Consider the following 20,586-nt stretch of genomic DNA (forward strand, 5'->3'; position numbering starts at 1 on the left):
GCATAAATCCTTTACTATCAAATATCTTACGAGCAAATGTTCTGTGATTAAATACTAACCTTTGCATCGATAATTGACTTTTTTAACACAAACTTTTGATGCAAAATGAATAATTAAAAGCACGTATACATAAAATATAAGGATATTTATTATGAGCGCTCTATCTAAACCATGGCTATCTTTATTAAAGCCTTCTACCCTCGCCCTATCACTAACCATAACCTTGACGCTCGGCTTAGCGGGTTGTAACAATATCAGCCCTAACTCTAACTCAAGCCCTATGCCTGATAACACAGCTATTCAGCCGCCCGCTTCTAATACCAGCCAACCTCCAAAAGGAATCGTTGCCCAGTGTCCAACCTTTGATCCCGAAAAAACCATGTGTACGGCGCAATACGATCCGGTCTGCGTAAAAACACAAGTGGGCTCAGAGATAAGCTATCGCACGGCGGGCAATGCCTGCTCAGCTTGTAGCACCCCTGAGGCAATCAGCTATGTAAAAGGCGAATGTTCATAATGAATGTCTAAAACAGTAACGCTGATTTTAAGAGCATATCGTTAAATACCTATCATCCGTTAAAAACCAATAAATTGTTCAACGCCCATAAAAAATCCCAGCTTAACACTGGGATTTTTTATATTTTTACTGCGACTGTGTTTTAGCAATCTTGCTATGAACATTCGCTACATAGCTTTTAATTATAGCTATTACTCATCACTAGTCATCAGTCGGCTTTAGACTTGGTGGTCCGGTTAATAATTCCTCATCGCGGAACTCATTGGCTGAGTTATGCTCGGCAGATTCTTCAGTGATAAACCACTGCTGATTACGATAAAGTATCAATCTATCACGGCTCAAACCTCGCAGTAATGAATACATCATAATAACAATGACCACGGCAAACGGAAAGCCCGAGACAATAGAGGCTGCTTGTAGCGCACCCAAACCGCCTGCGGCTAATAGCACCGCCGCGATAACGCCTTCGGTACCTGCCCAGAATAAGCGCTGGATTTTTGGTGGATTGGTATCGCCGCCTGAGGTCAGCATATCAATGACAAAACTGGCAGAATCTGATGAGGTGACAAACCAAAGGACAATCATCACCACGATAAGCCCGTTCAGCGCTGCCGTCAGCGGATACGACTCCATTAATTTGAAAATAGCACTACCGGTATCCGCACGCACTGCTTCAACCAGTCCAGGGCTTACCATATTTGGGTCAACCGCTGCCATCAGCTCCATATGCACTGCTGAACCACCAAAGGCGGTGAACCATAAAAACAAAATGGTAATAGGGATTAATAACACCCCTAAGATAAACTCACGAATAGTACGGCCACGAGAAATACGGGCAACGAATACCCCAACGAATGGTGACCAACTAATCCACCATGCCCAGTAGAATACCGTCCATGATGACTGCCAGTTTGCTTCACCTTCATAAGATTCCGTCCATAGCCCAAGTGGAATTACTTGATGTAGGTAATTACCGATATTCTCAAAGAAGCTGTTAAAGATAAACTGGGTTGGACCCAAAATAATCACAAAGCTTAAGAGCACAATGGTAAAGAAAATATTGATATCACTTAAACGCTTAATGCCTTTATCAAGTCCCATCAATAGTGACAATCCTGCCAGCATGGTGATAAAAGCAATCAAGATAATCTGCACGGTGATGTTATTTGGAATACCAAATAAACTCTCAAGCCCTGAGTTAATCTGTAGTACCCCGAGGCCTAAGGTCGTAACCACACCAAACATGGTGCCAAATACCGCCAGCGTATCAACGATATGACCCATAGGGCCGTAGATTTTTTTGCCCAGCAATGGATATAAGGTTGAGCGAATGGCTAATGGCAAGCCACGGCGATAATGAAAATACGCCAAGGATAATGCTACCATGCCGTAAATTGCCCAGACATGCAGACCATAATGCAAGAACGAGATGTTCATCGCTTGTTTGGCCGCGGCAATGCTTTCAGGCTCACCTAAAGGCGGTGCCATAAAGTGATATAACGGCTCAGCTGTACCCCAGTAGAGCAAGCCAATACCAATACCGGCCGAAAACAGCATGCCAATCCAAGAAACAATATTGTACTCTGGGGTCTCGTTTTGGTGACCCAATCTAATATCGCCATAGCGGCTAAATATCAGATAGATACTCATCACCAACGTTAAGTTGACCACCATGATAAAAAACCAACCAAAGCGCATCGATACAAATGCCTTCGCTTGGCCAAACACTTCGCTTGCCAATTCATTAAAAAAAGCACCGAAGATAATAAATGCGAGGATTAAAATCGCTGAGGTTAAAAAAACAGGTTTACTTACCCGTGGAAAAGGGCCCAATCGGCCAACTTTAACGTGATCCATTCAGTCGTCTCAATTTTTTAGGACGCCAACCTTAACAAGATATTTACAAACTATCAAATCCGGTCAGTCATCTGTTAATGGGCAAAATTAAAAAATCCTAAGATAACGATGCATCTTAGGATTTTAAATGACAATTATTATATTGTTTATTTAGGTAAAATAAACACAAGCTAACTATATGATTCAATGTATAAAAATATCTTTGATATGGCGATATTCAGCCTATCAATCACCTTTCACAATTTTAGGCGGACCTTTTAATAGCTCTTCATCCACAAACTCATTGGCTGAATTATGGTCGGCTGACTCGTCAGTAATGTAACGCTGCTGGTTGCGATATAGGATAAGACGATCGCGACTCATGCCACGTAACAGCGCATACATCATCACAAATATGACCAAAGCAAAGGGCAATCCTGCCACGATGGCCGCCGCTTGTAATGCTCCTAATCCACCTGCCGCTAATAAAATTGCCGCAATCACGCCCTGCATAATGGCCCAAAATAAACGTTGGATTTTGGGTGGATTGGTGTCGCCACCAGCGGTCAACATATCGATGACAAAGCTGGCCGAATCTGACGAGGTCACAAACCAAAGTACAATCATCACTACAATTAATAAGGTGATAGGTTTGGTAAGCGGATAGTATTCAACCAATTTAAAAATGGCACTACCGGTATCCGCTTGCACCGCGGCGACCAATCCTGGGCTGACCAAATCAGGGCTAATAGCGGCTAATAGCTCCATTTGAATGGCAACACCGCCAAAAGTTGTAAACCAGAAAAACAAAATCGTCATCGGAATAAGCAGCACGCCAAATACAAACTCGCGAATGGTACGACCACGACTGATACGCGCAATAAATACGCCGACAAATGGTGACCAGCTAACCCACCATGCCCAATAAAATATCGTCCAAGCGCTTTGCCAATCAGTGCCACTATAGGCTTCACTCCACGTTGATAACGTGACGATGTTTGCCAGATAGTTACCAACGTTTTCAATAAAGCTGTCAAAGATAAATAACGTCGGACCCAAAATCACCATGAAGGCCAGTAGAATACCGGTCAGCCCCATATTAATATCACTGAGGCGCTTAATCCCTTTATCAAGACCTAGCATCAGCGAGCCACAAGCCAGTGAAGTTACGAAGGCAATGATAATAAACTGTATGGTTAAGGTATTAGGAATACCAAATAAACCCTCTAGACCCGAGTTAATCTGCATAACCCCAAGACCTAACGAGGTCACAACCCCAAACATCGTCCCGAATACCGCCAAAATATCGACGGTATGACCCCATTTACCATAAATCTTTTGCCCGAGGATAGGATACAAGGTTGAGCGAATCGATAACGGCAGACCACGGCGGAAGTGAAAATAGGCTAACGACAGTGCCACGACGGTATAAATCGCCCATGCATGCAGCCCCCAATGCAAAAACGACAGATTCATCGCTTGCTTTGCTGCCTCTACAGTCTGTCCCTCACCAACGGGCGGTGCCATAAAATGGTATAAGGGTTCCGCTGTGCCCCAATAGACCAATCCAATCCCGATGCCCGCCGAAAACAACATCCCAATCCATGAAAACAAGGTATATTGCGGTCGCTCTGTCTGTTTACCTAAGCGAATATCACCGTAGCGGCTGGCGGCAAGGTAAATACAAAACACCAGCGCCACGTTAAATAAGATGATAAATAACCAGCGGAATTTTTCGGCAATAAAGTCCTGTAAGAAGCTAAAAAGCGCTGCGGCAGTTTCAGTAAATAACGAGCCAAAAATGATGAAGCCGACAATTAAGATACCTGACGTGATAAATACAGGCTTATTTACCCTTGGAAATGGGCCGAGCTTACCTACTTTTACTTCGTTCATTCGCTAAAACCTCATATTTAAGAAAGGTCACCTTAACAAACTAACCTTTAATTATCAATTAACTACAAAATAAACTTGATAAAGATATTTTTTGGTAACAATTTGCTTGGCTATTTTAAACCTCGATTTGGACATTTTAAGCAATTATCCAGTTAGATTATTTAGCCAGCGATTGATGCAGGCCATTAGATAAATCACTAGTTCGGCAATAATCGCAGCAGCCTACCTTTAGCGCCATCTTCTAATAACCATACTTGCCCATCGACGTTTAGGACACCACGGATACGTTCACCCATATCATAGCGATAGCGTTCTGCCGCTCCGTTATTTTTCTCAAAACTCACCACGATGAGCGCTTTTGATGATAAGCCACTGATCAGCGCATTGCCTTGCCACGCTGGAAAGTCATTATATTTACCGGCGTGATAAATACTCATAGAAGAAGGTGAAATCACCGGCGTCCAAGTAATTTCAGGCGCTGCAAAATCGGGACGTGTATCGTGATCCGGAATATCGGTTCCGGTATAATTACGGCCATTCGAGACGATTGGCCAGCCATAGTTCTTACCTTTTTCAATAAGATTAAACTCATCACCGCCGCGTGGCCCCATTTCATGAGCCCAAAGTCTGCCTTTGTCATCGAACGCCATGCCAAGTACATTACGATGACCGATGGTCCAAAACTGGTCAGCGATATCATTATTTGTATTCATAAATGGATTATCGGCTGGCACTGAGCCATCAGGATTTAATCTGATAATTTTACCCAAATTAACGCTCATATCCTGCGCAGGCGTTTTTTCTTGGCGCTCGCCTGAGCTGATATATAAATACTGCCCGTCAGGTGAAAACAGTAAGCGATGACTATAATGCCCTTGTCCTTTTAGTTTTGGAAATTGCTCCCAAATGGGCGTCATAGCTTGTAAGCTTGGGGCGTCAGTATCTGGCCCCGTCAATGTCGCTTTAATGACTTTTGCACCAAATTTATTATTATCAGCGCCCTTGCCTGCTTCAACGTAGCTAAGATATATATTATTAGAGGTAGCAAAATCTGGCGCAAGGATAATATCGCCAAGACCACCCTGCCCACCATAAGCTACTTTGGGTACGCCAGCGACCACTTTCTTAGCACCAGTAGCCGTATTAACAATCAATAGCTCGCCTGTCTTTTGGGTTACAAGCAGTTTGGGTGCTTTATTATTGACGGTAGGCAACGCGGTCATTGCCCAAGGTTCATTAAAGGTGGTCACTGCTTTCGTTGCAAAGCTAGGTTTTTCCATATTTGCTATGGATGCATCGATAGATGCTTGCCCTTCTTTATACTCGGTCAGATCTTTATTGGTATTGACGGCTGAAGGATTAGAGCACGCAGAGACACTAAACAGCAGTGCGGTAAGAATCAACGGTAATGTTATTAGCCTATTTGTCTGTTTTTTATTGTTTATCATCCTGATGTCATCTTCCTTAATTTTGTTGCATTCTTATTTGCACTATAATTATTTATACCATAATCAAAGTACGGGCAAAGTATAACAACGGTAAAATAATGCTTGCAGCAAACGCAAAAACCCCTTATTCACCCATATAAAATATAGGCAAATAAGGGGTTTTTTAAACCATAACCGTCATTTAGCGACAGTCATTTAGCGTTTGCTGTTAGCTCATTCTGAGCTTATCAAAGGTCAATTTATCATCGGCGCTCACATCGACTTTGATGATATCACCGGCGACAAAATCACCCGCCAGCAGTTTCAATGACAATGGGTTTTCGATCTCTTGTTGGATAGCACGTTTTAGTGGACGCGCACCATACACAGGATCGTAACCAACTGCCACCAGCTTGTTCATCGCATCGGCTGATAGCTCGATATCCAACTCACGCTCATGCAAGCGCTGACGCAAGCGATCCAACTGAATCGCCGCAATGCCTGACATCTGCGACATACCGAGCGGATGGAATACCACAATCTCATCGATACGGTTGACAAACTCTGGGCGGAAATGCTGCCCAACTGACTCCATCACCTCAGCTTTGATATCCTCATAGCTTTCGCCGACCATCTCTTGGATTTTATGCGAGCCCAAGTTACTGGTCATAATGATGACGGTGTTTTTGAAGTCAACCACGCGACCTTGTGAATCCGTTAAGCGACCATCGTCCAACACTTGTAGCAAGATATTGAACACATCAGGATGCGCTTTTTCGACTTCATCAAACAAAATCACACTATAAGGCTTACGGCGTACCGCTTCAGTTAATGCGCCACCTTCTTCATAACCAACATACCCTGGAGGCGCGCCCACCAAACGACTGACGCTGTGCTTTTCCATATACTCACTCATGTCGATACGAACAATCGCATCCTCACTATCGAACAAGAAGTTTGCCAGTGACTTAGTCAGCTCAGTCTTACCGACCCCAGTAGGCCCTAAGAATAAGAACGATCCAGAAGGACGGTTCGGATCAGACAAACCTGCACGGCTACGGCGTACCGCATTGGCGACCGCTTCGACCGCTTCATCTTGACCGATGACGCGCTCATGGAGTTTTTCTTCCATCGCTATCATCTTGTCACGCTCGCCTTGCATCATTTTGCTGACCGGAATACCAGTCGCAGCCGCCACGACCTCGGCGATTTCATTATCCGTGACCTTATTACGCAGCAGTTTGATACCGCTATTTTCACCAGTCTGCTCTTTTTGCTCGGCCAAATCCGACGCATGGATACGGCGCTCTAGCTGCGGAATGGTTTCATACTGCAGCTTACTCATGGTCTCGTAATCGCCTTCACGGCTGGCTTTATCGTAAGCAATACGCGCTTTATCGAGCTCGTCTTTTAGCTGTTGACTGCCTTTAACCAGTGCTTTTTCTGCTTGCCAAATCTCATTAAGATCAGCGTACTCTTTTTCAAGCTCTTCAATTTGTGCATCAAGCACTTTACGCTCTGCTTGCGCACCAGCGTCTTCTTCGTTTTTGAGCACTTCACGCTGCATTTTTAACTGAATGAGACGGCTATCAAGTTTACCAAGTGACTCAGGCTTGCTGTCCATCTCCATACGCAGACGACTTGCCGCTTCATCAATTAAATCAATCGCCTTATCTGGCAGCTTACGATCGGTAATATAGCGATGGCTCATGCGCGCGGCAGCAATAATCGCGCTGTCTTGAATATCAACGCCGTGATGCAGCTCATAACGCTCTTTTAGACCACGCAAAATCGCAATGGTATCCTCGACCGTTGGCTCATCGACCAGCACCTTTTGGAAACGACGCTCAAGCGCCGCATCTTTTTCGATATATTGGCGATACTCATCGAGTGTCGTCGCACCAACGCAATGTAGCTCACCGCGAGCAAGCGCAGGCTTTAGCATATTACCAGCGTCCATCGCGCCATCGGCTTTACCCGCACCGACTAAGGTATGTAACTCATCGATAAATAAGATGACATTGCCTTCTTGCTTTGATAAATCGCTAAGTACCGCTTTGAGTCGCTCTTCGAACTCACCACGGAATTTTGCCCCCGCAATCAATGAGCCTAAATCTAACGACAATACTTCTTTGCGGCGTAGTCCTTCTGGTACATCACCATTGATAATTTTTTGTGCCAAACCCTCAATAATAGCCGTTTTACCAACACCCGGCTCACCAATCAGTACAGGGTTGTTTTTGGTACGACGTGATAATACTTGAATGGTACGGCGAATCTCTTCGTCACGGCCAATCACCGGATCAAGCTTACCAAGTTCCGCCTGCTCAGTTAGGTTAATGGTATATTTATTCAACGCATCACGCTGATCTTCCGCATTTTGATTGTTCACCGTTTCATCACCACGTAATTGTTCAATGACCGCTTTTAACTTACTTGCCGTTACGCCAGCGCTTTCAAATATCTTTTTGGTGTCGCCTTGTTCAGCGAGCGCCAACATCACCCATTCAGTGGCGATAAAATCATCGCCTTCTTTTTGTGCTTGACGATCTGCCAAGTTCAGAATTTTAACCGAATTGGGGTTTAAATTAACGTCGCCGGTCGGCTCACTAATGGTGGCTTGATTGTCGAGCGCCTTTGCCACACCATTTTTTAGCGCAGGAATAGACGCGCCCGCTTGCTGGCAAATAGACAAGTTAGACTCATCTTGCAGCAATACGGCAAGCAAATGCACAGGGTCGATACCTGTGTGATCGCGTCCTAAAGCCAAACTTTGTGCTTCTTGAATGGCAGATTGCAACTTTTGGGTAAACTTCTCGAATCTCATACTTGTTTCCTCTTATAATTAATAATATTTTATATCTGATAGTAGCTGCGGCTTTTTATAAGTATTAAGATGCCGCAAGCTTTTCGTTGCTATCTATATCGGGTTTGTTAAGTAGTATTTCAATGTTAATTTAACTTTTATCAATAATATTTAGCGATTTATAAATGTCAGTTGCTTTCAATTAAATAGACCATACAAAACACTAATATATCACCTTATCAATATAAACCTTACTTATAACAATGATATGACGATAAAGCATTAATAGGCACATTTATGGGAGATTTCAAGGGAAGATAGAAAAGAAAAAATAGGAAGTTTGGGATTTTTCAGAAAGAAAGAGATGAGTATGTTAAGAGTATGAATAAATTATCGAAAAAACCTTAAATGAGTGATTTAGAAATATCTATAAAAGTAGAAAGTACGTTAAATATGAGCTGAATAAACGTACGTTAACAAGGTGTTTATTCCACAATTTCGATAGGTGTACCAATCTCTACAGCCGCCATGATTTCATCCATCTCATTATCGGTAACGGCAATACAGCCATCCGTCCAATCACGTTGCTGATTTATCGCTGCCAAATGCCCAAAACCGTTTTTCTGCCCATGAATCATAATATCACCGCCGGGACTAACGCCACGTGATTTGGCACGGGCTTTATCCGCCGCATTGGGGTAGCTTACGTGAATAGAGCGATAGAATTTAGATTTTTCATTTTTATAATCGAGTATATAAGGACCTGTCGGAGTGCGTTTGTCACCTTGTTGCTGCTTATGACCGACAGGATTACCACCGAGCGCAATATGATAAGTTTTAATCACTTTATTATCGCTTAGCAACTGCAGGGTGCGAGCAGATTTATCGACAAAGACTTTATCAATCACAATATTGTTAAGCATGGCTTGTGTGTTCTCTGAAAAACCCTCAGCAGCAATGGCACTCGTGCTAGTCATGATAGCGAGGCTAAAACCTATGACGATAAATAACCAATGTGAATATTTACTATTTATATTGAAAAAAGACATAGTTTTTGCTTCTTAAAGGTAAGCGCTCATTAATAAAACCATCTTTTATAAGATAGCAAAATACTATGCCAAGTTTGTGCAAGCTTTATGAATTAAGGGTAAATTTGCTGCACTCAAAATCTAAAATCACCTTATACCATACGAATTGCGCCATCTAGGCGAATCACTTCACCATTTAGGTAGGCATTATCGATAATATGCATGACCAATTTAGCAAACTCATTTGGATTGCCTAAACGCTTAGGATAAGGGACACCGGCCTCTAACTGCTCGCGCGCTTTTTCAGGAATAGTCTCCATCATCGGTGTGGCAAAAACACCAGGTGCGATGGTCATCACGCGAATACCATGACGCGCCAGCTCACGCGCCAGTGGCAAGGTCAGACCAACGACGCCCGCTTTAGACGATGAATAACTTGCTTGCCCTACTTGCCCATCAAAAGCAGCGATAGATGCGGTATTGATAATAATGCCATTATCAGCATTCTTCTTTGCGTCGCTTTCTGTATTATTGCCGTTCGCCACGCGCTTAGCAATACTAGCCGCGACCAAACGTGCGACGTTAAAAGAGCCAACAAGGTTGATATTAACCCCGCGACTAAAAGCATCAAGATCCGCTGGATTATTTTCACGGTCAAGCAGCTTTTGTACGACAGCGATACCAGCACAGTTAATGGAACCTTGCAAACCGCCAAATTCTTTTTCCGCCAACTCAACAGCCGCTTGTACCTCATCACCACTGGTCACATCACAACGTGCAAAACATACATTATCACCCAGCTCATCAACCAAAGCTTGCCCAGTTGACTCGTTCAAATCAGCAATAACGACCTTGCCGCCTTGAGCCACGATAGCGCGAACCACTGACTCACCCAAACCTGATGCACCGCCAGTAACCAAAAAGCTGTGTTGTTCAATTTGCATAATTATTCCTTTAATTGATGTTTTATTACTATTCTTATAGGCTAACTATTTTATTATCTTCAAATACTATGAATGCTTCGACTCATTTATGCCGCAGACAAGCTGCGCAACAAGAAGCGCTGAATTTTACCGCTTGGCGTTTTTGGTAACGCATCGACAAATTCAACCTCACGCGGGTAAGCATGAGTTGAAAGACGTCTGCGGACCAAGTCTTGAATCTCTTTAGCAATCTCATCTGTCCCTTTGATGCCATCTTTTAACACCACATAAGACTTAATCGTATGACCGCGCACTTCATCTGGCACGCCAACGGCGGCGGATTCTGCGACTGCCTCATGCTCAAGCACGGTGTTTTCCACATCCGTAGGCCCTACGCGGTAGCCTGCTGTAATGATAATGTCATCATCACGTCCAGAAAACCAATAGCTGCCATCGCTATGGCGCTCGACCACATCGCCGGTTAAATAGTAATCTTCAGCAAAGGCGTCTTTCTCATTCCAGCTATAACCGCGGAAATAAAACGCCGGCGATTGACTGACGACCACTGCCAGCTGTCCTTGCTCACCATCAGGCAATACTTGCATGTCATCATCCAATACGACTAACGTATGCCCCGGTAACGCCATGCCCATCGAGCCTACTGGACATTCATGAGCTAATGCATGGTGCTCGCAGCAGGTCATGCCCGTTTCGGTCTGCCCGTACTGATCGCACACTTTGCAGTTTAGATAAGTTTCCACCCAGTTAACCACTTCGGTATTCAAGGTTTCGCCCGCTGAATTGGCACAGCGTAGTAATAGCTTGGCATTGGCGTCATTGTGAGCTTCTTCAAACACGCCGCTCGATTTCATCATACGAAAGGCGGTCGGTGAAGAGGCCAAATTGGTAATCTTATGACGGACCATAAAGTCGCGGGTATTGGCAGCGTCAAAGCCCGATTCATTAAAATAGGTGGTGACACCCATCAGCAAAGGACCCGTAATCGCGTAATATAATCCATATGCCCAGCCGGGATCGGCCATGTTCCAGTAGTTATCATCGACGCGCAAGTCAATCGCATAGCGCATATATAGATAAAAAGCTGATAGCGCGCTTAATGGCACACTAACGCCTTTTGATTTGCCTACCGTACCTGAGGTAAACATTTGCAAAAACGGCGCATCTTCATCTAACAAAACAGCCTCTACCGTTTGCGGCTGGGTCGCCATCATCTGAGCATAATTATCATCAGACCATTTGCTTTCATTATCAGCTTGCGCATTATTTTTACTGCCAACCATGACCATTTTGGTTTGCTCGGCTAAATCCTCAAACTTGCCGCGATTTTCCTGATTGGTAAAAACCACTTTGGTATTGGCTTTGTCCATCCGATACTTAATCGAATCGTAGCCAAAAGCGGTGAATAATGGTTGATAAACCGCCCCAATCCGCCAAGTCGCCAATACAATGGTGAGCAGCTCAGGCGTACGCGGTAGCATGGTCGCTACTTGCTCACCGACTTTTACGCCATAAGACAGTAATAAATTAGCAATTTGCGCACTTGCCTTATCCAGTTCCGCAAAAGTCATGCGCGTTATGTTGCCAGCGGTATCTTCATGAACTAATGCCAAATTATCGCCGCGACCATCACGTACATGACGACCACAACACGCCATATAGGCATTTAGACGGTCATCTAAATTTTCACCAAATATCTCTGTTAATAGCGCATTCATATCAAAGTTATTATAGTAATCGCTATAGCCAGTTGGGTTTGAAGAAGACGAATTGCTTTGAGACAGGTTGTCTGAAGACAAATTGGTTGAGGACGAAAAATCTATAGAAGAGGTATTCATAAGCTAATCCTTTAGCAATCGAGGGTCACTGACGATATCAGCGCTTTATCAGGAGTAAAACAGTCATATCCTATACACTGTTTTCTCTTATTGTTTGCACTTATTGAATTTCATATGCTCTATTAGTAACGCATTTTTATATTTATTTCAATACATAACGTATCATTTTTAATTTTAATATGGTTTTCTTAGGGAAGATAAACTTATTTTATGCCATTTAAAAATCCTAGCAACGCTTTCTCTTCACAGCTTTGATATTGCTTCGTACGTCCACGGCGCGCTTGCTTATAAGGCTCAAAAAACTGTCCTGCTAAAAAGCGCTCGATGATAACTGGATTGATATAAGAAGCGCGGCAGACAGCAGGTGTATTGCCAAGCTCCTCCGCCACCGCTTTGACCATAGCAGTGACCAGCTGTTGACGCTCATCGCTATTGGGTTCGCTGGCTAATATTGCTTGCCCTTTCGAGGTTTGCAGCTCATCGTATAAATGACTGGCTGCAAGAACACTTGCCATCCAAGTACGAAAGTCTTTTGCGCTATATAAATTGCCGCTATACATCTTGCTCTCACAATCATGACCACAAGTATGTGTGCGTAGATAGTCATTGATATCACTACTGTCGACAACTTGCTTGTTGCCATCATCGTCCAAATATTTAAAAATCTGATAACCAGGCAACTCACTACAGGCCTGCACAATGTCAATTAAACGCTCGTCTTGCAATTCTATATGATGCTCTTTAGCACTTTTACCGACGAAGTCAAACGCCAAACCATTATCGGTTTCACTGACGTGCTTGCTGCGTAACGTACTAAGGCCATAGCTCTTATTGAGCTTAGCATAGCGGCTATTACCGATACGAATTAAGGTCGTCTCCAGCAACTTGACCACTGCCGCCAATACGTTGGCGCGTGATAACGACTGCGCTTCTAAGTCTTTTTCGACTTGCACACGTAGGTTTGGCAACGCCTCAGCAAAACCTATCATGGCATTAAACTTGGCTTGATCGCGCACACGATCCCAGTCGGGATGATACAAGTACTGCTTGCGCGCTTTATCATCGCGGCCTGTCGATTGCAGATGCCCTTTATCATCTTGGCATATCCAAACCTCTGACCACATCGGCGGTATCACCAGCGCATCAAAACGCTGGCGCAACGCTTTATCTTTGACCGTTTCACCTATGGCGTCTTTATAGGTAAAGCCGCGTCCCCAACGCCTGCGTGTAAACCCAGGCTCATTATCACTGACATAGCGTAAGTTGGCCAAGCCAGCCAAATATTCATAATCATGGCGCACATCCTGCATGGTTGTTCGGTCATCTAGCTTCGCCATAATACATACTCGATTGATAAAATAGTCGTTTTAGCATAATCAATTGAGCTTGTTTTTGCTGTTTGTTTGCCACGAGCAAAGTGTAATCGATGTGTAAGAAACACTCTTTAAAGGGTTCTAAATATTCAGCTTTTCAGCCATAATTCGATAACCACCACCACTTAAGTTAAATAAACATCATGAAAAACACTTCTATAAAAACAACCCCTTTATCTAAAACTGATTACGACTCTTGGTTAAATTTATGGCAGCGCTATCTCGCATTTTATGAAACCAGCTTGCCAGCAAGTACGACAGAATCGACGTGGCGCAACCTGCTTGATAATAACGCACCGATTTATGGCTTTGGGGCGTGGCAAGGTGAAAATTTGGTAGGTATCACGCATGTGGTGCTACATCCCAATACTTGGAATACGACAGAGTGTTGTTATTTAGAAGATTTATACGTCAGTGAAGCGGTGCGCGGTCAAGGTGTGGGACGCGCATTGATTGAACAGGTATATGAATTTGCCAATAAGAAAAACTGCAACCGCGTTTATTGGACAACGCAAGAAGGAAATACCACCGCGCGCAAACTCTATGATGTAATTGCCAGCCAAACGGACATGGTGCAATATCGTCAAAACCTATAACGGTTACCAAATATTTTATGACTCAAACTTACCTCAAAAGACAGCCACAAAAAAACGCCAAGCATTAAATACTTGGCGTTAATTGTTCTAACACGAATCTAAAAACCATTATTTACCATAAGTGCATAAATAAGCCGTTTCTACGTCCACTTTTACTTGAAACTTCTTATTGGCTTCAACGGTAAATTGCTCGCCTGCATTAAAGGTTTGCCACTCATCACTTTCTGGCAGCTTAACCGTCAAGGCACCGCTAACGACTGACATAGTTTCAAATTCGCTGGTACCAAACTCATATTCGCCAATTTCCATCACGCCAACGGTAGCCGGCTTGGTCGCTGTTTGAAAAGCAATAGAAGTGACTTTGTTATCAAAATAGTTATTAACGCTTGGCATAATTTTCCTTAATTAAATGTTGGTTGATATTTTAAAGTTGTCTTAAAAGCGGTCTTTTAAATGGTATTAATAATAGTCTAACTTTACAATCCCGCTTTTAGGCTTGCTTCGATAAATTGGTCGAGGTCACCATCTAGCACCGCGCCAGTGTTAAAGGTCTCAACGCCAGTACGCAAGTCTTTAATGCGCGAGTCATCGAGTACATAAGAGCGGATTTGACTGCCCCAACCGACATCAGATTTACCATCTTCAACCGCTTGTTGTGACTCCATACGTTTTTGCATCTCAAGCTCATATAACTTAGCACGGAGCATTTTCATCGCTGTCGCTTTGTTACCATGTTGGCTACGCTCGTTCTGACAAGTAACCACCACGCCACTTGGTTCGTGGGTGATACGTACGGCAGAGTCGGTGGTGTTCACGTGCTGACCACCGGCGCCTGATGAGCGATAGGTATCGATACGCAAATCGGCTGGATTGATATCAATCTCAACGTTGTCATCGATTTCAGGCGACACGAAAACAGCGGCAAACGAGGTATGACGACCATTATTACTATCAAATGGTGATTTACGCACTAAGCGGTGCACGCCAATTTCGGTACGTAACCAACCAAACGCATAATCACCCTTAATCTCAATCGTGGCTGATTTAATCCCAGCGACGCTACCAGAAGACACTTCAATCACGTCAACCTTAAAACCATGTGATTCCGCCCAGCGCGTATACATACGCAGTAGCATTTCTGCCCAATCTTGCGCTTCCGTGCCGCCACTGCCTGACTGGATATCCAAGTAGCAATTGTTTGGATCCATCTCGCCACTAAACATTCGGCGGAATTCTAAATCAGCAACACGCTTCTCTGCATTGTCGAGCTCTGCTTGCACATCAGCAAGCAATGATTCGTCCTCTGCTTCTACCGCCAGCTCTAGCATGGCAGACGCATCTTCCAAAGTCGTTTCAAGCGAAACCACCACGTCGATGACGCCATCAAGCTGACTTTTTTCTTTATTAATCTTGGTCGCGCGCTCTGGATCATTCCATAGTTCGGGGTTTTCTAATTCTAAATTGACTTCTTCTAAGCGTTCTTGCTTACCGTCGAAGTCAAAGATACCTCCGCAAATCCTGCCCACGCTCAGATAAATCTTTGATTTGTTCTTGATACGGATTGATTTCCATAAGTGTTCCTGTCTTTTTAAATAGATATCTCACTGATATGGCGCTATTTTAAATGAGATTGACGCTAAATAGTTGGCTAATTAGTACTGCCTGTATATTAAATAACTTTAAGCTGCCTAAATCGACCAATCTTCTACTGCCCAACGATGGGCAAGCGCGTGCGCATGTAGCGCATCATCGGGTGACACGCAAATAGCCACATCCGCCCACTCGAGCAATGGAATGTCATTTTTGGAGTCTGAGTAGGCATAAGTTTTATCAAAATCCATACCCGCTGATTTTCGCTTATCTATCCATTTATTGAGATGGTAAATTTTACCTTCTTTAAAATTAGGCTTATCCGTTAATTTGCCGGTATAGCGCTCGTTTTTTATTTCAAGTGGCGTCGATAGCACATTGGCGTCTTCAATACCGAAACGCTTGGCAATGGCTGATACTACAAAGTTATTGGTAGCAGAAATAATCACTACTTCATGACCCTTCTCGACATGATGACAGAGCACCTCCATGGCTTTTGGGCGAATGTGCGGCTCGATTTCCGTCTTAATATAATCTTCGCGCAGCTCATGTAATCTTTCCATCGGTAAGCTACTTAAGAATTGTGCGACAAATTCATTATATTCGGTCGCATCAAGCGTACCTTCGATATAATCTTGATAAAACTTTTGATTGGCAGTGCGATACTCAGCTTCGTCAACCAGATTATGCTTAACGATATACTCACCCCATAGGTAATCGCTATCGACATCGAGCAAAGTATGGTCTAAATCAAAGAGTGCCAACTCTTTTGGAGCCTGTCCTGCTTGTGTTGCCTGCATAATGGAGCCTTATTCTTGTTTATTGAGGGAATAATTTTTTAGATATAAATAATTTTTGAAATAAAGAGCTTAAAATAAAGAGTAATGAATATAAAATTTGCAGAATAAACTTTTAGAAGCCAACTATCTACCAAACAAAATTATGCTAACTTGTTTACTTTAATATCTCATTAGCTTATCTTTAGCCTGCTGAATAATAACAATAGAGAAATTTATGAAAGCGCCTGATGATAAAACTGCTTTGTCCAACCGACCGCGACGTCCTGCCCGCTCAATCAGAGAAATCAGGCGACGGCAGTTAGGCAAAAGCTATCAATCGCCTTTAGAGCGTCTGCTTTATGCGCTGTTAAACGCTCTGTTATATGGTTTTGGCGGCTTACTTATCGACCTTGCTATCGTTGTTATTCGCTCAATAGCCGGTATGGGCAATGGCGATATATTCTGGCTATTTACGCCGTTTATGCTAATTTTGGGGGCGTTAACAGGTTTTATCGTCGGTAAAAGCGCCGGTGCTGAAAGCGTCAATGCCTTAAATATCGACGACACCGGTAATAATCATTACCTTAGTGACCACTCTATTCGCCATGATATCTTTCGCGGCCTGATTATCGGCATTATCATTTTTGCCGTTATTTGGCTTATCATGATGCTAATGGCATAACGACCGTTTGCATAAAAAGCATCACAACATAAAAAAAACAGCCATAATTTAACATCTATAAAGAGGATTGGTTACTATAAAACCATCCTCCTTTTTTATAAAATTGCTCTGACTTCTATTGTTCTAACATCTATGGCAATTAATCAGGCATCGCTATTTCTGTTAAGCCAGTTTTAAATTTTTGACAACGCTCAACATAATGTAACGCTGACATTTTTAACATTGCTGCCTGCTCATCGGTCAAGGTTTTGACCACTTTTGCCGGAGCGCCCATCACCAGTGAATTATCCGGAATCTCTTTACCTTCGGTGACCAAAGCTTTGGCACCAATGATACAGTTTTTGCCGATTTTGGCATTATTTAACACCACCGCACCAATACCTATCAAGCTATTATCACCAACTTCGCAGCCATGCAGCATCGCTAAATGGCCAATGGTGACATAATTACCGATTTTAACCTCAATGCCTGCATCGGTATGAATAACACTGTTTTCTTGCACATTACTATAATCACCGATATGAATGCGCTCGTTATCACCGCGAATCACCGCCCCAAACCACACGTTGGCTTTATGACCCAAATATACATCGCCTATCACCCGTGCTGAATCAGCTACCCAGCCATTAAAAGGTACTGCAAACTCTGGCGTTTTGTTTAAATATTGATAAATCATCATCCATCCTTAATCGTTATTTTTATATAAGTTTATAAATGGTAAAAAGTGTGTGGTAATAAAGCTAGCGTAAAAAACGTGTCATAAATAAATGTGACCTAAAGCGTGATAGTTGTAAAGACAGATAAAAACTTTATAGTATAATGCTGCCGCCAATCAATAGAGCAAGTAGCATAAAGCCGTATGCCATTTATCCCTATAAAATAACCATAAAATTTTATACGGACAATCAACGCTCACCAACCCTTTTTAGGATCGCAGTGATGATCAGCAAAAAATATGCCCCTATCATTTTACTATCGACCAGCTTGATGGCTTCCATCCCTGCCCACGCAGACAGTAGCTCTACTAGCAAGGTAGGCGATGTGCTGGCCTTTGCCATACCGGCAGCTGCTTACGGTAGCACTTATTATATGGATGATAAAGAGGGTCGTCAGCAATTTTATTATTCATTTGCGACCAACGTTGCTGCGACGCAAGTGCTAAAGTCAGTGATAGATAAAGAGCGTCCCAATGGCCGTGATGAGGAATCCTTCCCCTCTGGTCATACCTCTATGGCGTTTCAGGGCGCAAGCTTTATTCATAAACGCTATGGCTTAGAATATAGCATCCCTGCTTATATTGGTGCTGGTTTCGTGGCTTATAGCCGTGTTGAAGCCGATGAGCATGATGTGACTGACGTATTGGCGGGAGCAGCCTTAGGGGTTGCCAGCAGTATGTATTTAACCAAAAGCTATTATGACGACCAATTGCATATCGCCACCAATTTAGCACCCGACTATTACGGCTTATCGGTTCATTATAATTTTTAAGGCTTTAGATTGCTTGTAGATATAGTCAATTCGATGTAAAAACGATATGGCGAGTCTATTTTATTTGGCATCAACTATACAACCTGTTTAGAATAAAAACGCTTTTGATATTGCCTCAATTTTTGATTAAATAACAACCGTTTTAACATTATGCCCATTTTATCCGCCTTCCTCACCTTAAGGTGCTAGCCCTTAACGCAAAACTCTAGTATAATGCGCAAAATCTGTGCCAAAGCGAGCGGACATGATGTAAGTTACTTATTCACCCCTTAGTGAATCCTGTACCTTTTCATCTATGATGTCTTCTCGCTTTTTTGTGGAAAAATTTTGGCGCTGTCTCTTTTATTATGGTTATTTAGCCGCAGTTAAATAGCAATAATCAAAAAAGCAGCGCTTTATTTTAACCTAAAAATAGCACAGCACTCACTAATAACAGCGGAGGCAACCCTTGAATTCATCGGCAGAAATACAAGCAATTTTGGCACTAGCAGACGGTACGATTTTTCGCGGTTTGAGTATCGGTAGTCTTGGTCATCATGTCGGTGAGGTGGTATTTAATACAGCCATGACAGGGTATCAAGAAATCCTAACCGACCCAAGTTACGCACGCCAACTGGTCACGCTTACTTATCCGCACATTGGCAATACCGGTACCAACGCTGAAGATGTAGAGTCTGGTAATGGTCATCAAGTATGGGCTGAAGGTCTTATCATCCGCGATGCGACCATGGTTACCTCAAACTTCCGCAACTCAGAGTCATTGAGTGATTATTTACAGAGCCATAATACCGTCGCCATTGCTGATATTGATACCCGTCAATTGACCCGCCTATTACGTGATAAAGGTGCACAAAACGGCTGTATCATGACCGCTTCTAACGGCGCAACGATTAGCAGCGAAGATGAACAGCAAGCGATTAAATTGGCACAAGAATTTGCTGGTATCGAAGGTATGGACTTGGCAAAAGAATGCTGTACACCGACGATATTTGAATGGACCGCCGGTAGCTGGGATTTATCAGACACCCTACTTAACCGTGATGTAGCTGGTAGCCATGATAGCGGTACAGGCGGCTTCTTTAAACATTTGGGCACGCACGTCGAAGCAAAATACAATGTCGTCGCCTATGACTTCGGTAGCAAAACCAATATCCTACGTATGCTAGTAGACCGCGGCTGTCATGTCACTGTCGTACCCGCGCAAACACCTATCGCAGACGTGCTGGCGATGAATCCAGACGGTATCTTCTTATCAAATGGTCCTGGCGATCCAGCTGCCTGTGATTACGCTATCGATGCGGTACGCCACATTATTGAAGAAACGGACATTCCAACCTTTGGTATCTGCTTAGGTCATCAGCTGATTGGTCTTGCCAGCGGTGCAAAAACCATCAAAATGAAAACTGGTCATCATGGTGCCAACCATCCTGTACAAGACCTAGCCACGGGTACGGTTATGATTACCAGTCAAAACCATGGTTTTGCCGTTGATGAAGACACCCTGCCTGACAATGTTAAATCGACCCATCGCTCATTATTTGACGGTACTAACCAAGGTATTGAGCTGACCAATAAGCCAGTCTTTAGTTTCCAAGGTCACCCAGAAGCCAGCCCTGGCCCGCATGATGCTGCGCCATTGTTTGATAAATTTGCCGATATGATGGCAGCGGCAAAAGCGTAAGTTATCGATAATTAGCCGTAAGCAAATAATCAATATAAAGCTTGAAGCACAGATGGTGGTTCAAGCTGCACCATAGCAGACACGATAAGCGTTATTGAACATATCGTT

The 20,586-nt window shown here is 43.3% G+C and carries 17 protein-coding genes; 5 read left to right on the plus strand and 12 right to left on the minus strand.

Annotated elements, in window-relative coordinates:
- Positions 1 to 151 precede the first annotated feature (151 nt).
- Positions 152 to 517, plus strand: coding sequence for a hypothetical protein (locus tag PG901_RS06290; protein WP_271133912.1), 366 nt, complete (start codon positions 152 to 154; stop codon positions 515 to 517).
- A 201-nt stretch (positions 518 to 718) separates the two neighbouring features.
- On the opposite strand, the gene PG901_RS06295 is transcribed toward PG901_RS06290, so the two are convergent.
- The 8 genes from PG901_RS06295 to PG901_RS06330 form a co-directional block, all read right to left on the minus strand.
- Positions 719 to 2,374, minus strand: a complete 1,656-nt coding sequence (locus PG901_RS06295; protein ID WP_201626064.1) for a BCCT family transporter — start codon at positions 2,372 to 2,374, stop codon at positions 719 to 721.
- 225 nt (positions 2,375 to 2,599) lie between these two features.
- Complete coding sequence (locus PG901_RS06300) at positions 2,600 to 4,249, minus strand: BCCT family transporter (protein WP_271133913.1); 1,650 nt, start codon at positions 4,247 to 4,249, stop codon at positions 2,600 to 2,602.
- Between the two features lie 197 nt (positions 4,250 to 4,446).
- Positions 4,447 to 5,697, minus strand: coding sequence for a PQQ-dependent sugar dehydrogenase (locus PG901_RS06305; RefSeq protein WP_271133914.1), 1,251 nt, complete (start codon positions 5,695 to 5,697; stop codon positions 4,447 to 4,449).
- Between the two features lie 208 nt (positions 5,698 to 5,905).
- Positions 5,906 to 8,503: an ATP-dependent chaperone ClpB gene (clpB, locus tag PG901_RS06310; protein ID WP_271133915.1), complete on the minus strand. Its 2,598-nt coding sequence runs from the start codon at positions 8,501 to 8,503 to the stop codon at positions 5,906 to 5,908.
- A 464-nt stretch (positions 8,504 to 8,967) separates the two neighbouring features.
- The gene (locus PG901_RS06315) at positions 8,968 to 9,459 is read right to left on the minus strand and encodes a L,D-transpeptidase family protein (protein WP_271133916.1); all 492 of its coding nucleotides are present in this window, start codon (positions 9,457 to 9,459) and stop codon (positions 8,968 to 8,970) included.
- A gap of 203 nt (positions 9,460 to 9,662) precedes the next feature.
- A complete protein-coding gene (locus PG901_RS06320) occupies positions 9,663 to 10,454 on the minus strand; it encodes an SDR family NAD(P)-dependent oxidoreductase (RefSeq protein WP_271133917.1) in 792 nt (263 codons plus the stop codon).
- An 86-nt stretch (positions 10,455 to 10,540) separates the two neighbouring features.
- Complete coding sequence (locus tag PG901_RS06325) at positions 10,541 to 12,289, minus strand: AMP-binding protein (RefSeq protein WP_271133918.1); 1,749 nt, start codon at positions 12,287 to 12,289, stop codon at positions 10,541 to 10,543.
- A 203-nt stretch (positions 12,290 to 12,492) separates the two neighbouring features.
- Positions 12,493 to 13,626, minus strand: a complete 1,134-nt coding sequence (locus tag PG901_RS06330) for a DNA topoisomerase IB (RefSeq protein WP_271133919.1) — start codon at positions 13,624 to 13,626, stop codon at positions 12,493 to 12,495.
- Positions 13,627 to 13,805: 179 nt separating this feature from the next.
- Between PG901_RS06330 and PG901_RS06335 the strand changes: the two genes are divergently transcribed.
- Positions 13,806 to 14,258, plus strand: coding sequence for a GNAT family N-acetyltransferase (locus tag PG901_RS06335; RefSeq protein ID WP_271133920.1), 453 nt, complete (start codon positions 13,806 to 13,808; stop codon positions 14,256 to 14,258).
- 108 nt (positions 14,259 to 14,366) lie between these two features.
- Here the strand turns inward: PG901_RS06335 and ppnP are convergent, their stop codons facing one another.
- From ppnP to PG901_RS06350, 3 genes are all read right to left on the minus strand, one after another.
- Complete coding sequence (gene ppnP, locus PG901_RS06340) at positions 14,367 to 14,651, minus strand: pyrimidine/purine nucleoside phosphorylase (protein WP_271133921.1); 285 nt, start codon at positions 14,649 to 14,651, stop codon at positions 14,367 to 14,369.
- Between the two features lie 83 nt (positions 14,652 to 14,734).
- Positions 14,735 to 15,830, minus strand: a protein-coding gene (gene prfB, locus PG901_RS06345; protein WP_201618733.1) for a peptide chain release factor 2 whose coding sequence is annotated in 2 segments (ribosomal slippage) — positions 14,735 to 15,757 and positions 15,759 to 15,830 — 1,095 coding nt in all. Because the reading frame shifts where the segments join, the coding sequence is not laid out codon by codon here.
- A 116-nt stretch (positions 15,831 to 15,946) separates the two neighbouring features.
- Positions 15,947 to 16,648, minus strand: a complete 702-nt coding sequence (locus PG901_RS06350) for an HAD family hydrolase (RefSeq protein ID WP_271133922.1) — start codon at positions 16,646 to 16,648, stop codon at positions 15,947 to 15,949.
- A 214-nt stretch (positions 16,649 to 16,862) separates the two neighbouring features.
- Between PG901_RS06350 and PG901_RS06355 the strand changes: the two genes are divergently transcribed.
- The gene (locus tag PG901_RS06355; protein WP_271133923.1) at positions 16,863 to 17,309 is read left to right on the plus strand and encodes a hypothetical protein; all 447 of its coding nucleotides are present in this window, start codon (positions 16,863 to 16,865) and stop codon (positions 17,307 to 17,309) included.
- A 139-nt stretch (positions 17,310 to 17,448) separates the two neighbouring features.
- On the opposite strand, the gene PG901_RS06360 is transcribed toward PG901_RS06355, so the two are convergent.
- On the minus strand, positions 17,449 to 17,985 hold the full coding sequence (locus PG901_RS06360) for a gamma carbonic anhydrase family protein (RefSeq protein WP_271133924.1): 537 nt from the start codon (positions 17,983 to 17,985) through the stop codon (positions 17,449 to 17,451).
- Positions 17,986 to 18,248: 263 nt separating this feature from the next.
- On the opposite strand from PG901_RS06360, the gene PG901_RS06365 reads away from it, so the two are divergent.
- The gene (locus PG901_RS06365) at positions 18,249 to 18,797 is read left to right on the plus strand and encodes a phosphatase PAP2 family protein (RefSeq protein ID WP_271133925.1); all 549 of its coding nucleotides are present in this window, start codon (positions 18,249 to 18,251) and stop codon (positions 18,795 to 18,797) included.
- Between the two features lie 448 nt (positions 18,798 to 19,245).
- The gene (gene carA, locus PG901_RS06370) at positions 19,246 to 20,478 is read left to right on the plus strand and encodes a glutamine-hydrolyzing carbamoyl-phosphate synthase small subunit (protein WP_271133926.1); all 1,233 of its coding nucleotides are present in this window, start codon (positions 19,246 to 19,248) and stop codon (positions 20,476 to 20,478) included.
- Positions 20,479 to 20,586: the final 108 nt, after the last annotated feature.

This window comes from Psychrobacter sp. ANT_H3, assembly GCF_027919975.1.
GTDB classification, from domain to species: Bacteria; Pseudomonadota; Gammaproteobacteria; order Pseudomonadales; family Moraxellaceae; genus Psychrobacter; species Psychrobacter maritimus.